Below are 14,379 nucleotides of genomic sequence, written 5' to 3'. Positions count from 1 at the left end.
GCATCATCTGAAGAAGCGGCCAGCTTTTTTTGCTAAGTTCTAGCCTAGCGAATTTTATGCGCTGGGAGGTTGTTCAAAAGTGCAAATGGCTTGCAAGATGAAATCAATCGTTGTATATTAATTGACGTGTCAATCATTGATATATCAATTAATAGTTTTGACAGGAAAGAAGGGATGGGTTTTGGCGTCATTTTGTTCAGAGGAAGCCGAGATTTTATATCAGCTGCAAGGCGTGAACAAGGTGATTGGCGTGAAGTTCGAGGCATGCACGGGCATCAGCCAATCTCGTTTGGAATTGCTGACATTGCTTTATCATGCAGATGAGATCAGTCAAAGCGACCTTCAAAAGAAAGTAAATATCGATAGCGCAGCCGTTACCAGACACCTGAAACAGCTGGAATCCAAAGGCATGGTATCAAGGCGGCGCAAGCCTGAGGACAACCGCATCACCCTTGTTCGGTTAACAGACCAAGGAAGAGAGCGAATTGAGTCTTCTAAGAAGGAAAAGGAGCGTTTCATGAAGGAAATGCTCGCAAATGTAAGCGCAGAAGAACGCCGCCTGCTCATTGATGTGCTGGCGCGCATGCGAAACAATATAAATAATATCGAAGCTTAAGAGGAGTGTATCAACATGATCAAAACAAACGATTTTATGGAAATTATGAAAGGCCGCCGTTCTATCCGCAACTATGATCCGGCAGTAAAAATCAGCAAAGAAGAAATGACAGAGATCTTAGAGGAAGCAACAACTGCCCCATCTTCTGTTAACGCGCAGCCATGGCGTTTTCTTGTCATTGACAGCCCGGAAGGAAAAGAAAAGCTCGCACCGCTTGCAAGCTTTAACCAAACACAAGTCACAACATCATCTGCTGTCATCGCTGTATTTGCAGACATGAACAACGCAGACTATCTAGAAGAAATCTATTCAAAAGCCGTGGAACTTGGTTACATGCCGCAGGAGGTCAAAGACAGACAAATCGCCGCGCTGACCGCACATTTTGAAAAGCTTCCGGCACAGGTCAACCGTGAAACGATCCTGATTGACGGAGGTCTTGTTTCCATGCAGCTGATGCTGACTGCACGCGCGCATGGCTACGATACAAACCCGATCGGCGGATACGATAAAGAAAACATCGCGGAAACCTTCGGATTAGATAAAGAACGTTATGTACCGGTTATGCTACTTTCTATCGGAAAAGCAGCAGACGAAGGCTATGCTTCCTACCGTCTGCCGATTGATACAATTGCAGAATGGAAATAAAACAAAGAGCCCGGGAATGTTTTCCGGGCTCTTTGTTTTTAAGTACAGCCGCCGTTTGATCGTCTGATCTTTTTGGGTAACACGTCTGAAGTTAGTCGTTTAGTCATGAAAAAAGAGTGATGACCATTCATCACTCTTCTCTCGATTACTCTTTTCCTTTCTTCCTGCCGAACGGCCACCAGTTTCCTTCTCCAAAGGTCGCAATGATTGCCGGGATGAAGAGCGGAAGTATGACAAGGCCGTAAAGCAAGAGCCCGATGATGATAACACTTGCCACCTGCATCAGTGTATTGACACCTGAAGGCATCATCGCCGCGAACGTACCGGCCAATATAATGGCAGCTGTAATAATGACAGATCCCATTTTGCTCATTGACCTGACGACACCTTGCTCAATGCCAAGGTGCACCTCTTCCTTAAATCGATCCAGCAAGAAGATCGAATAATCTACCCCTAACGCGATCAAGATGACAAAGCTGAAGAATGGCACTGCCCAGCTGACACCCGCGTTTCCTAAGCCGTTTACAAAAATTAATTCTGTTATGGATATCGACGTATAGTACGTCAGCAGCAATGACGCGATCATATAAATCGGCATGATCATTGAGCGGAACAAAATGGTTAACACGATAAACAGGCCTATAATCATAATCACCATTGTTCTGGAGAAGTCCGTTGTGGATAGCTCCTTTAAGTCCGCATTCATACTCGTGACCCCGCCGTACACGATCTGTGCATTCTCCAAAGGAGTGCCGTCAACTTCGTTTGCGACAGCTTTTTTGATTTGGTTTATTGTCGTAATAGCTTGTTCTGAGTACGGATTTGAATCCAGAACGACACTTAATTGAACACCTTTGCCGTCTGCAAAGGAATACTGGTCAATTGACTTCTTAAAGTCTTTGTCCTTCATTACTTGATCAGGAATGAATATGCCAGTATCTCTTACAGTTGGACTTTTGCTCATGTCCTCTAATATATCACTGGAAGCTGTAATACCGTCAGAGACTTTCGTCAGGCCCTCATTTGCGCTTTTCACGCCTTCGGACAGCTTTTTCAGGCTTTCTGTCAGCGTTCCGGCTTGTGCCTGCTGGCCTGAGAGCTGTTGGTTCGCTTGTTCAAGGCCGGTTTGAATCTGGCCAAGCTGTCCGCTTATTGCCGTAAGCTGCTGCACGGTCTGTGCGGTATTGCCGGTTTGGGAAATCTGTTTGCTCACGAGCTGCAGCTGCTGATTGATTTTGCCCAAGCCATCTGCCGCATCGCCCAGTGAACCGCCAGACCCTCCATTTGAGGCCGAGCCGGTTTGCCCTGCCATTTGATTCAGTCCGTTTTCTATATCCGTTAATCCGCTTTGGACATCGGCAATCCCTTTCACCGTCTTATCCAGCCCGTCTGAAACCGATCCTAGCTGGTTATCAATATATAAATCTTTGATTTTTTTACCAGTCGGCTGCGTAATGGTCATAACAGAGTCAACATGATCAACTTTCTCGATCGCTTTGCTGATATTTCCTAGATAGGGGATTGTATCAGCTGTTGTAAGATCTTTGTCTCCTTTTACGACAACATTGATCGGGAACGCTTTTCCTTCCCCGAATCCATCCTTAATGGCCTCGAGAGCTTTTATAGATTTATAATCGCTGCTGATTTCCGCAGTTGAGTCGAATGAAATCTGGTCATCATAGGTCAAGATGAACGGAAGCGTAATCACCACCGTGATGACAATGAACAGAAACGGACGCGCAACGGAGTGTCTGCCGAGAAACGCCCATAGTTTGTTATCACTGTGTGACAGCACTTTCTTAGAAGGCCAGAATAATTTTTCACCCAGCGTCACCATAAATAATGGCAGCAGTGTGTAGAGGATGATCATTAAAATTCCCACACCGACTGCTACCCCTACTGCGGATTGGAAAATCGCAAACTTCGCAAATCCTAAGGCGGAAAATCCGATCAATACCGCAAATCCGCTGATAAATAAGGTTTTTCCCCCTGTGCGGTAAGCGATAAGCGCCGCTTCTTTTTTATCATGCCCGTTTGCCAATTCTTCACGGAACCGTGTAAGAAGCAGTATGCAGTAATCTGTTCCAATGCCGAACAGGATCGCAACTAAGAAGGTTTGCGTAAACGTCGAGATAGGAAAATCAACATTGTATACAAGGATGCCCAGTATAGATTGACTGATCAGATAAGAAAAACCGACAACCACAATCGGGATAAAAGGCGTCACAACAGATCGGAACACGATCAACAGTAAACCGATGATCAGGCAGACTGTTATCACTTCCGTTTTCTTAAGCCCTTCCTCTGAGCTGTGAGCGAAATCCTGGTTGATAAGGGAAGCTCCCGTAATATATGCCGTCAAGTCATCAGGAACGATTTGATAAATCTCGTCCGCAATTTTTTCCGCCTTTTTATCAGAACCTGTAATCGTGACAGGCATGAGAACGGTTTTCTTGTCTTTCGACATCAACTGGTCTTTGACTTCTTTTTCCGCTGACAGAGGAGATGTTACCTCTTCTACACCGTCGATCTTTTTGATTTTATCAATTATTATCCGGAGCTGATTCTCTGTTTCTTTCTTTATAGCGTTGTCTAATGTAAAGACTACACTGATCGAATTATTGTCTTCTCCCGCTTGTTTTAAAATGGCGTTTGCCCTTTCTGAAACAGCATCAGCGGGAAGCTGGGCCTGCCCCTTTTGATTGGCCAGCTCCGTTAAGTTCGGAGAAAACAAACTCAAAACGACGGTAAGTGCTAATACTATGGCTGCAATTGCCCACTTGAATTTGATGATTGCTCTCATTCGGCAGAATCTCCTCCTTTAAATTTGCTTTTTAAAATGGTGAATATCTCGATGATAGAATGTAAGTGTTCCTCATCTATATCATCAATCAACGGTTTGAGCGCGTTAAAGATGGCAGAATCTAATTCTTCTAGTATGTGTTCACCACTGGGTGTAATGTTAATAAGCTTAGAGCGCCTATCACTTTTTTCCGGACAGTCGTCCCATTGAACCAATCCCTTTTCGAGCAGCTTTTTCAGTCTGTTAGAGATCGCGCTCTTATGTACATTTTGGTACATGGCCAGGCTGCCGGGAGAGGTTGGGCCCTTGACTTTTAAAATTTTCAACAGGTCTGCCTGTTCCCTTGAGATATGCTTGAAGACATCCTGATTGATTTCACGATGCACAAATTCTGTCCCTTCAAGCAGGACTTCCACAAACAGGTTTATCGCCTGACATAGCTTTTGTTCATTCAATATCTTCCCCTCCTCATTATAGTTTACCCCGCTAAACTTTATGTTCAATGTCAATTAGTTTATTCCTCTAAACTATATATGTCAACAAATTTTATTTTCGAGCACTCTACATAAGAACTCATGTTCGTGTATAATGAAAGCTATACACACGAAAGGGGGAATTTTAACATGTCAGATTTTGCATTCAAATTGTATGAATATAACGTCTGGGCCAATCAACAAATATTCAACCGATTAAAAGAGCTTCCAAAAGAGATATACCATCAAGAAATTCAAAGCGTGTTTCCGTCAATATCCCATGTATTGTCTCATGTTTATCTTTCTGATCTCGGCTGGATTGAAGTGTTTTCCGGCAAAACCTTGAGCGATGCGTTGGCTTTAGCTGAACAGCTTAAAGAACAGACAGAGGCTAAAGAAATAGAGGAAATGGAAGACCTTTTTCTGAGGTTATCCGAGCGCTATATACTATTTTTACAGCAAAAAGAACAGCTCAATAAGCCACTCCAGATTCAAAATCCCTCAAGCGGAATCATGAAAACAACTGTTTCCGAACTGCTTCCCCACGTTGTCAATCACGGGACATACCACCGCGGCAATATCACAGCAATGCTGCGGCAGGCAGGCTACGCATCCGCACCGACAGATTACGGGCTCTACCTGTTTATGACAAAAACTGAAAAAGCATAAAAAAGCGGCTCCCTAAATGGAGCCGCTTTTTCGGGAAATAGTCCAAATCACATTAAAATTCTTTTCATCAATCCTTTTTTAGTAAAAAAGATAGAAATTTTAGTGTTATAATAATCATTAAAAATAGATTGCTGACTCAATAAACAATTTTCAATGGAGGAACACATAAAGTGACAGACGACATGACGAAAGACAATATAAATCAGCAAACGTTGCAGAGAGGCTTGAAAAACAGGCATATCCAGCTCATCGCCATCGGCGGAGCCATTGGGACAGGCTTATTTCTCGGCTCGGGCAAATCGATTCATTTTGCCGGACCTTCGATTTTATTTGCTTATATGATCACAGGGATCATTTGCTTTTTAATTATGAGATCGCTGGGTGAACTGCTGTTATCAAACTTGAACTATCACTCTTTTGTGGATTTTGTACAAGACTACCTAGGCGATATGGCAGCTTTTATCACCGGCTGGACATATTGGTTCTGCTGGATTTCCATTGCGATGGCTGATCTGACAGCAGTCGGGCTCTACACTCAATATTGGCTCCCGGGTGTGCCGCAATGGGTGCCTGGCTTAATCGCTCTTATTATTTTACTGATTATGAATCTGGCGACAGTCAAGCTTTTTGGAGAATTAGAATTTTGGTTCGCTTTGATTAAAGTCATTGCCATTTTGGCGTTAATCGTCATTGGCCTTGTGATGATTTTCAAAGGCTTTTCCACAAGCTCAGGAGTGTCCAGCTTCACAAACCTCTGGAGCCACGGAGGCCTGTTCCCGAATGGCATGCACGGGTTTATCCTCTCGTTCCAGATGGTTGTGTTTGCTTTTGTCGGCATTGAGCTTGTCGGGCTTACGGCCGGTGAAACAGAAAACCCTGAAAAAGTAATCCCTAAGGCGATCAACAATATTCCTGTCCGTGTGCTGCTTTTTTATATCGGGGCTCTTCTCGTGATTATGAGCATCTATCCTTGGGATATCATCAATCCCAGCGAAAGCCCATTCGTACAAGTATTTGTCGCTGTTGGCATCGTCGGGGCTGCAAGTATTATCAACTTTGTTGTGTTGACATCCGCTGCTTCAGCATGCAACAGCGCTGTATTCAGTACAAGCCGTATGGTCTATTCCCTGGCGAAAGATCACAATGCGCCTGAGTCAATGGCGAAACTGACTCAGCGTAAAGTGCCTAGAAATGCTTTATTCTTTTCAGCTATCGTGATTTTAATCGGTGTTACGTTAAACTACATCATGCCAGAAGGCGTATTCACCCTGATCACAAGTATTTCAACCGTATGCTTTATCTACATTTGGGGGATTACGGTCATCTGCCATATGAAATACCGCAAAACAAGACCTGAATTAGCGAAAACAAACAAGTTTAAGCTTCCGCTTTATCCGTTTACAAATTACCTGATTCTTGCGTTCCTGGCGTTTGTTCTGGTTGTGCTGGCACTGGCACAGGATACTCGTGTTTCCTTATTTGTCACACCGGTTTGGTTTATTTTGCTGATTGTGATTTATAAAGTGAGAAAAGCGAAGCATCAATAAGACTCAAAACTCCTGCCTCAAAAATGAGAGCAGGAGTTTTTTTGATGAAAATGACCTTTGCTTTTGAATTTAAAGGTATGCTATAGTGTTTGTAATCAAAACAAGAAGGGATGATGGGTGGACAATGATTAACTAATCTTATTTTTACCGTTTGAAATCAATATTTCAAATCAAAAAATAGGATTAGTCTGCCCATTTTCTATATATACGACACTGCTATTTATAAAAAATAGCTTATTTGATCATGCACAGGCACGGCTAATCCTTCCAACACATTTGGGAGGATTTTTTTATTCTCCCTTTAAAGCGAGGGATATGGATGAAAGAGATCGTAACATTAACAAACGTTAGCTATGAAGTAAAGGATCAAACTGTTTTTAAACATGTAAACGCCAGTGTTCAGCAAGGAGATATCATTGGGATTATCGGCAAAAACGGCGCTGGGAAATCTACGTTGCTGCACCTCATTCACAATGACTTAGCCCCTGCACAGGGTCAAATCCTTCGGAAGGATATAAAACTGGCTTTGGTTGAACAGGAAACCGCGGCGTATTCCTTTGCGGATCAGACACCTGCCGAAAAGAAGTTACTGGAGAAATGGCATGTGCCTCTTCGTGATTTTCATCAGTTAAGCGGCGGTGAAAAACTGAAAGCGCGGCTGGCGAAAGGACTATCAGAGGATGCAGATCTGCTGCTGTTAGATGAACCGACAAACCACCTTGATGAAAAAAGCTTGCAATTTCTCATCCAACAGCTGAAACATTATAACGGCACTGTGATTCTCGTTTCTCACGATCGATATTTTTTAGACGAAGCCGCAACAAAAATATGGTCGCTTGAGGATCAGACGCTGATTGAATTCAAAGGGAATTACTCCGGGTATATGAAGTTCCGGGAGAAGAAAAGACTCACCCAGCAGCGTGAATATGAAAAGCAGCAAAAAATGGTTGAACGGATTGAAGCACAAATGAATGGGCTCGCTTCTTGGTCGGAAAAAGCCCATGCTCAATCGACGAAAAAGGAAGGGTTTAAAGAATATCACCGGGTAAAAGCGAAGCGTACGGATGCCCAGATAAAATCCAAGCAGAAGCGGCTTGAAAAAGAGCTTGAAAAAGCAAAGGCGGAACCCGTTACCCCAGAATATACAGTCCGCTTTTCAATCGATACAACCCACAAAACAGGAAAACGTTTTTTAGAAGTTCAGAATGTAACAAAAGCGTTTGGAGAAAGGACTCTCTTTAAAAACGCAAACTTTACAATTCAGCACGGCGAAAAGGTTGCGATCATAGGCCCCAATGGCAGCGGAAAAACGACATTACTGAACATCATTCTGGGACAGGAAACAGCAGAAGGAAGTGTATGGGTGTCGCCGTCCGCAAACATCGGCTATTTAACGCAGGAGGTGTTTGATTTGCCTTTAGAACAAACACCGGAAGAGTTATTTGAGAATGAAACATTCAAAGCAAGGGGGCACGTTCAAAATCTGATGAGGCACTTAGGTTTTACAGCCGCCCAATGGACTGAACCGATCAAGCATATGAGTATGGGTGAGCGTGTAAAGATCAAGCTGATGGCATATATTCTGGAGGAAAAAGACGTGCTGATTTTAGATGAGCCGACAAACCATCTCGACCTGCCGTCACGCGAACAGCTGGAAGAAACACTGTCACAATACAGCGGCACATTGCTGGCGGTTTCACATGACCGATACTTTCTCGAAAAAACAACAAACAGTAAACTCGTCATCTCAAACAACGGCATCGAAAAGCAGTTAAACGACGTTCCTTCAGAAAGAAATGAGCGGGAGGAGCTTCGGTTAAAGCTTGAGACAGAAAGACAAGAAGTGCTGGGAAAGCTCAGTTTTATGACGCCAAATGATAAAGGGTATAAGGAGCTTGATCAGGCTTTCAATGAGCTTACGAAACGAATAAAAGAGCTGGATCATCAAGACAAAAAAGACTGAGGGAGAAAGTTCAAGCGGCATTGAAAAGGACAACAGCTGTTGTCCTTTTTCTTTATATGTTCAAGCCTCCCATGACCTTAATCTTTCTAATGATGACTTATAGTACCCTGCCACCGCTTCCAGATAGGCATGTTGTATTTGGGTAACGTAAGCGGCTTTTCAGCATAGCTGTTTCCGCATACGTATATTGGTCATGGCATAGCCCATCTTCTGATAAAGATAGACGGCTGTCTCGTTGTGTGCAAATACATGTAGAGCCAGCCTTTCCGCACCAAGCTCTCTTGCTCTTTCATCAAGCGTTTGAAGCGCCAATTGAGCAAGTCCTTTTCCGCGAAAGGCTTCATACAATCCAAAGGAATAGATAAACGCTTCCTTTTGCGGATGTAATGGATCAGCATACAGCCAGAGCCAGCCCATTCTTTCTCCTTGGTCATTTGTGATGTTCCAAAAATAATGATTGCTGCTGTCTCGCCCATTCGGAATCATGTTCTCATATGCCTGCTCCGATTTCTCAAATGCCTCTTTTTCCGTCCAAGTTCCTGACGTTATGTTTTGTTTCGCAAAATTTTGCACGGACATCCCGCGAAAGGCTTCGAACTCTTCCTCAGTCATGTCTTCCAAAGTGAATGCCATCCTGTATTCCTCCTTTATAAAAAAAGCCCAGCTGATGCCGGACGAATAACACAGAAATGGAGCTCTATTTTACTGATTCAGTTAATTCCTGGACTTTCTATTATTCGATAAGAAAAGGAGATTTCCTGCAAATGGGCTTGTTCTTAAACATTAGTGAAAAGCTTACGTGTAACTCCCCATGATGATCATGATTGAAACAATCAAACAAATCATCGCTTGTATCGCCATGATGACAGATTGTCTTGCTCGAAACATATGCGCATGAATTGCTCCCGCCATGAGAACGACAAACAGAACACCTGCTCCAATTGCTGCATACCGATTCCAAATTCCCGCTGTCATAGCAAGTGCCCCGGCTATTTCAAGAATGCCAGTAACAGTCAGAAACCATAATGGATATTGATAATGCCGCCAATGCTCAACTTGAAAGGGAACGCGGCTTACCTTTATGATGCCTCCCGCAAGCATAAAAACTGCCAAACTGACTTTCATCATAATAGATATCATCTTACATCATTCCCTTTCGGAAGCATCCCGTAAATTAAAAGATTCACAACCTCTGCTGCGAGGCTTGCCGGATCTTTGATTCCGGTTAACAAAAATGATTCGGTTAAATGTTCAATCATGCCGACCAAACACTCAGCGACAGTTTCCATATCCAGTTCAGAGTGAAAATAGCCAAGCCGCTGTTCTGCTTCTAAGTTCTCTTTCAAAACCATCGCCAAGTCTTTTTTCATTTGTTTTGCTTCCGGGTTGAGAAAAAAGCCGATCTTGGTTAAATCCTTGTCCTCATCCAAAAATTGAAAAACAGTCTCTACAGCTAGCAGTACCCGTTTTGACACATCCTCCGTGTTTAATCCGTTTTCCAGAAGAAGTGACTCTGTCAGCTTTCTGACTCGAGAGTGAAAATCGGTTATTAACTCGGCAAAGATGGCTTCTTTGCTTTGAAAGTACAGGTAAAATGAAGGCTGCGTGAACCCAGCTTTTTTCACAATTTCACTTACCTTCGCGTCATGGAATCCCCGAACCGAAAATTCATTAGCGGCAGCTTTAAGTAATCGTTTTCGGCTTTCTACTCCTTTACTTTTCAACTAGGACCACCCCAAAAATAATACCCACGAGTAATGTTACTCACGAGTATTATTTCATGGCATTAGCTTCATTGTCAATTATTTCAAACTGATCCTGTTTGCCAGCTTCCTTTATTAAAAGGTCTCATGCATTTCGAATAACTGAATCAATTCATTGATTCCTATATCAATGGCTTTTCATTCACTGATAATTGAGCATCACTCCGGGGCCAGATAGAGTTTTGCCCGTAAATGCAAGGAACAATTGGGTGCAGCGGCGCATAATGTACTGTACAGAAAGATGGAAGGGTGTGATGGGATGCCGTCTACAGTAATCAACCTATATTATTTGAAGATCAACAGTATTTCGGGCAATGGTTCAATTACAATAGGCGAAGCTGCTTATAACAGCCCTACCAACAATCAAAAATCTCAAGGGACCAACTCTTCTTTCGGTGATACATCACCTACAGAATCCGTAATGGAAAACTTCTTAAACGATCCTGATGTAAATGACCAGACATCTATCGGCAACTCTGATACATCCAACGTTAATGCTCCTCCGATTGCACCACCGCCAATTTTAGATTAAAGGGGTTTCGTCTATGCCATATCAAATTAATATCGCAAATATTAAGATCAACGGCGTCACGCAAAACGGAAATATAGATGTCGGTCCGACTGTGCACAACAGCCATACTGCGAACAGCAAATATTTTGGAGCAAACTTTTCCTTAGGGGATCTTTCGCCTACGTCTTCACTTTTAAACACTGGAAATATTGATTCAGACGTTAGTGACCAAGACCAAATCGGAAACCCTTCTGCGCCGATTTCAAATCAAATTTAAGGAGAATCTCATATGGATTTCGAAAAAATTCGAAAGTGGCTTGAGATTACGAATGAATATAAACAAAGTGACTTTTGGACAAATGTGCTCAAATATAAAGCCCCGGAACATTTTTTTGATTCCGAAGCTTCTACGTTTGTTTACGACTTTTATCAAGATGAGGAATATAATTTTATCATTGTGGAAATGCCCGGTGTGTATGAGGAAGAATTAACGATCCGTTTACTGTCTAAAACCCAGCTGCTGATCAAAGGAACGATCACGCCTGTTTTTCCAGCCGAAATGGAAGTGCTGCGTGAACGGTATTACGGAGAAATTGAGCGAATCATTCAGCTTCCCGAAGCCGCTGAAACTCATTTGTTACAGATTCAGCTGTTAAACGGGCTTCTGCATATTTCGTACCCAAGACAAGTTGAAACCGTTGCGTTCAATAAGGGGCTTTAAGATTGATTGTTCCTTCATTCCTTATCCATAGGGACTGATATATGGTCTTTATATTGATCCACATAAATATCCCCATTACCCAGCAGCACTGCGTACACGGTCTCTTTCACCTTTATGTCTCTTTTTCGCAATTCTTCCAAAAGCCAGGATTCCGTCAAACGATTCTGCTTTAAATTATTCTCAATGATTTCTCCGTCCATAATAAGTTCTATCGGAAGCCTTTGTTCTTGGTTTACCGCAATCATTAAATCCTGTTTGGTCACATGCCGGAATTGCGGTTTTCTTAACACAGTCAGCTGACCATTCGTTTCAAGAATGGCAAAAAGAACTTCTTCGATATTAAATATTTCTTTTTCCCGTAATTGCTGATTTAAATAATCAAGTGTGTAACGCATTTTCCTCATATTTGATTCAAGTATCTTCCCGTTTTGAATCAGCACTGTTGGATCTCCGGCAAAAAATTTCCTCAGCTTCCTGTTCTTTATCGACAGAAACGAAATTAGAAAAATGGTTAGCACAAAAATACTAAACGAAATGGCCATATTGTGCGGTTTTATTGAAGTATTGTAAGCTAATCCGGCAGCAATCGCCCCTAGTGTGATCGCCGCAATAAAATCAAAAATCGTCATTTGAGAGATTGTCTGTTTGCCTAAAATTCGTTCTGCGATTAACAGCAAGCCAAAGCTGGCAACCGTTCTAATGACAACTTCAAGTTCAATCATGTTATGGCGCTCCCCGCTTCCCAGATTGTTTCGGCCAAAAAACTCCTGTTGCTATCATTGTTTGGCTTAATATATCCATCTATACCAAAAATATTGTTCGGTTCAGGACAGAATGAACCGACTGCCTTTCGGATATATTAAATTGCGATTGGCCGGAAGAAAAGCCAATCCCATGACAAATCTAATTCATCATTGGTCAGGTGGTAGCATGAATTTCACTTGGGAATCTCTTGTTCTCATTGTAGCCGGGGTCATTTTGCTGAGAATTTCAGGAAGGAAATCAATCGCACAAATGACGTCGACTCAAACGGTTGTCATGATTTCGATCGGAACTATTATCGTTCAGCCAATCATCGAGTACAGCCTCTTCAAAACATTAATTGCAGCGGCAATTTTCACAAGCACACTCATCGTTATGGAATGGATCCAAATGAAATCGAACACCATTGAAAAGATGTTAACCGGAAAAGCAAAAATCGTCATTGAAAACGGACAGCTTCATATCGAAAACTTAAAGAAGATGAGACTTACAGCTGACCAGCTTGAAATGCAGCTAAGGCTTCACGGCGTTACGGCTATACAAGATGTCAAAATTGCGACATTAGAGGCAAACGGGCAATTAGGAATAGAATTAACTGATGACGCCAAGCCTTTAACAGTCAGGGATCTGAAAAAACTCATTCACCCCGATTTCATAAATAAGGACGGACAAGCCCAGTCTGGCAATCAGAATATTTTTGATGAAGTTGGCAAAAAAAATAAAAAAAACGTCCCTAAAAAGCTGCATTAACAAAAGGCGCTTGTGGCATTTTGCAGGTTTTTGTCTCTTACTGAAAGTTTTTGCCGTTTTGTTTAAGCAACTGCTGCTCACACACCATATTGTATAAACAGTCATAACAGAGAGGAGAGATGAATGATGAAATTCCCAGTTTATATTCATTCGATATCCGGGAACAGCGTTTTTAATAACGGATTTGCAGTTTCCATCAGCCCGTTCTCTGTGTCTAAAACAACAGAGGGTTCCGGTGGGAGTAATACAGGTTTGGTTTTTGAATCCAATGCTTTAAGCCAAACAAGCTCCGCCAATCAAGCCCAAAATGTAACATATGCGATCCAAGAGCTGCTTTCCAAGCTTTTAGCGTAAAAATTAAGAAATAAACACTTCATGAGGTGCCGTATGGCTTTTCCAATTATTCACACGAACTTTTGGGATGCTGTGATAGCTGTTCCAATCATCATATTGATAACCCAAATCCTCAAAATATTATTGAAAATCCCCAAAACTTTTGTACCGTCAGTTGCCTTAATAACAGGCCTTGTCATTTCTGTTTTCATAAGCCATCGACACAGCCTCTTTTCTGGCGTATTTATGGGCTGGTTTTATGGCTACGCTGCTATAGGCTCCTACTCATCATTAAAAACGACTATCTTATCCTTCAGGCAAACGAAAAACGATACATCAAATTCATAGATGACATATAACGATCTGCCGCCTCTTTATCAGGCGGCTTTATTTCTGCTGATAGGTTGATCATCTTCAAAAGATGATCATTCACTCGCTATTATTTTTACCATTATGTTGATGCAATGATATAAAAACGCAATATCATAGAAGTAAATAGACTGCCAGCGTCCTTTATGACAGCTACTTCTGAGTGAAAGGAGTTTTTGAAGCATGCGATCTCAAATCAACATCTCAAATCTCACGATAAATGGAATGACACAAAACGCCAATACAGATATCGGACAAAACTTGCAAAACAGCCATACTGCGAACAGCAAAAATTACGGAGTGAATTTCACATTAGGAGATTACTCTCCTTCTCATTCAATTATTATTTCAGCAAGTTGTGATAATGATACAAGTGATCAAGGGCAGGTTGATAACCCTTCTTCGCCTAGTGAAGAATAAAAAAAGAACTCATTTGAGTTCTTTTTTTGCCTTA

At 42.2% G+C, this 14,379-nt stretch carries 17 protein-coding genes; 11 read left to right on the top strand and 6 right to left on the bottom strand.

What is annotated here, in order from left to right; all coding sequences use genetic code 11:
* Positions 1–121 precede the first annotated feature (121 nt).
* Together ydgJ and ydgI are read left to right on the top strand one after the other, a co-directional pair.
* Positions 122–616, top strand: a complete 495-nt coding sequence (gene ydgJ, locus BSU_05670; RefSeq protein NP_388448.1) for a putative transcriptional regulator (MarR family) — start codon at positions 122–124, stop codon at positions 614–616.
* Positions 617–631: 15 nt separating this feature from the next.
* On the top strand, positions 632–1,261 hold the full coding sequence (gene ydgI / locus BSU_05660) for a nitroreductase of unidentified specificity (reduces 5-(aziridin-1-yl)-2,4-dinitrobenzamide prodrug) (protein NP_388447.1): 630 nt from the start codon (positions 632–634) through the stop codon (positions 1,259–1,261).
* A 145-nt stretch (positions 1,262–1,406) separates the two neighbouring features.
* Here ydgI and ydgH read toward each other — a convergent pair whose 3' ends face one another.
* The gene (ydgH, locus tag BSU_05650) at positions 1,407–4,064 is read right to left on the bottom strand and encodes a putative membrane component (protein ID NP_388446.1); all 2,658 of its coding nucleotides are present in this window, start codon (positions 4,062–4,064) and stop codon (positions 1,407–1,409) included.
* A complete protein-coding gene (gene ydgG, locus BSU_05640; protein ID NP_388445.1) occupies positions 4,061–4,519 on the bottom strand; it encodes a putative transcriptional regulator (MarR family) in 459 nt (152 codons plus the stop codon). Before ydgG ends, ydgH begins: the two co-directional genes overlap by 4 nt.
* A gap of 168 nt (positions 4,520–4,687) precedes the next feature.
* Here ydgG and dinB point away from each other — a divergent pair, with 168 nt between their 5' ends.
* The 3 genes from dinB to vmlR all read left to right on the top strand — a co-directional run bounded on the left by dinB (position 4,688) and on the right by vmlR (position 8,716).
* Positions 4,688–5,206, top strand: coding sequence for a nuclease inhibitor (gene dinB / locus BSU_05630; protein ID NP_388444.1), 519 nt, complete (start codon positions 4,688–4,690; stop codon positions 5,204–5,206).
* 170 nt (positions 5,207–5,376) lie between these two features.
* A complete protein-coding gene (ydgF, locus tag BSU_05620) occupies positions 5,377–6,753 on the top strand; it encodes a putative amino acid permease (protein NP_388443.1) in 1,377 nt (458 codons plus the stop codon).
* 319 nt (positions 6,754–7,072) lie between these two features.
* On the top strand, positions 7,073–8,716 hold the full coding sequence (gene vmlR, locus BSU_05610; RefSeq protein ID NP_388442.1) for an ATP-binding cassette efflux transporter: 1,644 nt from the start codon (positions 7,073–7,075) through the stop codon (positions 8,714–8,716).
* Between the two features lie 159 nt (positions 8,717–8,875).
* Here the strand turns inward: vmlR and ydgE are convergent, their stop codons facing one another.
* The 3 genes from ydgE to ydgC all read right to left on the bottom strand — a co-directional run bounded on the left by ydgE (position 8,876) and on the right by ydgC (position 10,440).
* Positions 8,876–9,349, bottom strand: coding sequence for a putative N-acetyltransferase (gene ydgE, locus BSU_05600; protein NP_388441.1), 474 nt, complete (start codon positions 9,347–9,349; stop codon positions 8,876–8,878).
* Between the two features lie 162 nt (positions 9,350–9,511).
* Positions 9,512–9,856: a hypothetical protein gene (gene ydgD / locus BSU_05590; protein NP_388440.1), complete on the bottom strand. Its 345-nt coding sequence runs from the start codon at positions 9,854–9,856 to the stop codon at positions 9,512–9,514.
* Positions 9,853–10,440, bottom strand: a complete 588-nt coding sequence (gene ydgC, locus BSU_05580) for a putative transcriptional regulator (RefSeq protein ID NP_388439.1) — start codon at positions 10,438–10,440, stop codon at positions 9,853–9,855. Before ydgC ends, ydgD begins: the two co-directional genes overlap by 4 nt.
* 298 nt (positions 10,441–10,738) lie before the next feature.
* Here ydgC and ydgB point away from each other — a divergent pair, with 298 nt between their 5' ends.
* From ydgB to cotP, 3 genes are read left to right on the top strand one after another with little or no spacing between them, the layout of a single operon-like run.
* Positions 10,739–11,011: a conserved hypothetical protein; putative germination protein gene (gene ydgB / locus BSU_05570; protein NP_388438.1), complete on the top strand. Its 273-nt coding sequence runs from the start codon at positions 10,739–10,741 to the stop codon at positions 11,009–11,011.
* A gap of 13 nt (positions 11,012–11,024) precedes the next feature.
* A complete protein-coding gene (gene ydgA, locus BSU_05560) occupies positions 11,025–11,267 on the top strand; it encodes a conserved hypothetical protein; putative germination protein (RefSeq protein NP_388437.1) in 243 nt (80 codons plus the stop codon).
* Between the two features lie 12 nt (positions 11,268–11,279).
* Positions 11,280–11,711 (top strand): spore coat protein, encoded by a 432-nt coding sequence (cotP, locus tag BSU_05550; RefSeq protein NP_388436.1) that lies wholly within the window; start codon positions 11,280–11,282, stop codon positions 11,709–11,711.
* 14 nt (positions 11,712–11,725) lie between these two features.
* Here the strand turns inward: cotP and ydfS are convergent, their stop codons facing one another.
* Positions 11,726–12,433 carry a hypothetical protein gene (ydfS, locus tag BSU_05540; protein NP_388435.1) on the bottom strand — a complete coding sequence of 236 codons (708 nt, stop codon included), beginning with the start codon at positions 12,431–12,433 and terminating at the stop codon, positions 11,726–11,728.
* A 112-nt stretch (positions 12,434–12,545) separates the two neighbouring features.
* Here ydfS and ydfR point away from each other — a divergent pair, with 112 nt between their 5' ends.
* From ydfR to ydzH, 3 genes are all read left to right on the top strand, one after another.
* Positions 12,546–13,223 carry a conserved membrane protein of unknown function gene (gene ydfR / locus BSU_05530; RefSeq protein NP_388434.1) on the top strand — a complete coding sequence of 226 codons (678 nt, stop codon included), beginning with the start codon at positions 12,546–12,548 and terminating at the stop codon, positions 13,221–13,223.
* Positions 13,224–13,346: 123 nt separating this feature from the next.
* The gene (ydzR, locus tag BSU_05529) at positions 13,347–13,577 is read left to right on the top strand and encodes a conserved hypothetical protein, sporulation-related (protein ID YP_003097687.1); all 231 of its coding nucleotides are present in this window, start codon (positions 13,347–13,349) and stop codon (positions 13,575–13,577) included.
* A 531-nt stretch (positions 13,578–14,108) separates the two neighbouring features.
* Positions 14,109–14,345 carry a conserved hypothetical protein, sporulation-related gene (gene ydzH, locus BSU_05520; protein NP_388433.1) on the top strand — a complete coding sequence of 79 codons (237 nt, stop codon included), beginning with the start codon at positions 14,109–14,111 and terminating at the stop codon, positions 14,343–14,345.
* Positions 14,346–14,379: the final 34 nt, after the last annotated feature.

The sequence above is a fragment of the Bacillus subtilis subsp. subtilis str. 168 genome (assembly GCF_000009045.1).
GTDB classification, from domain to species: domain Bacteria; phylum Bacillota; class Bacilli; order Bacillales; family Bacillaceae; genus Bacillus; species Bacillus subtilis.
This window is presented reverse-complemented; position numbering and strand designations above follow the sequence as displayed.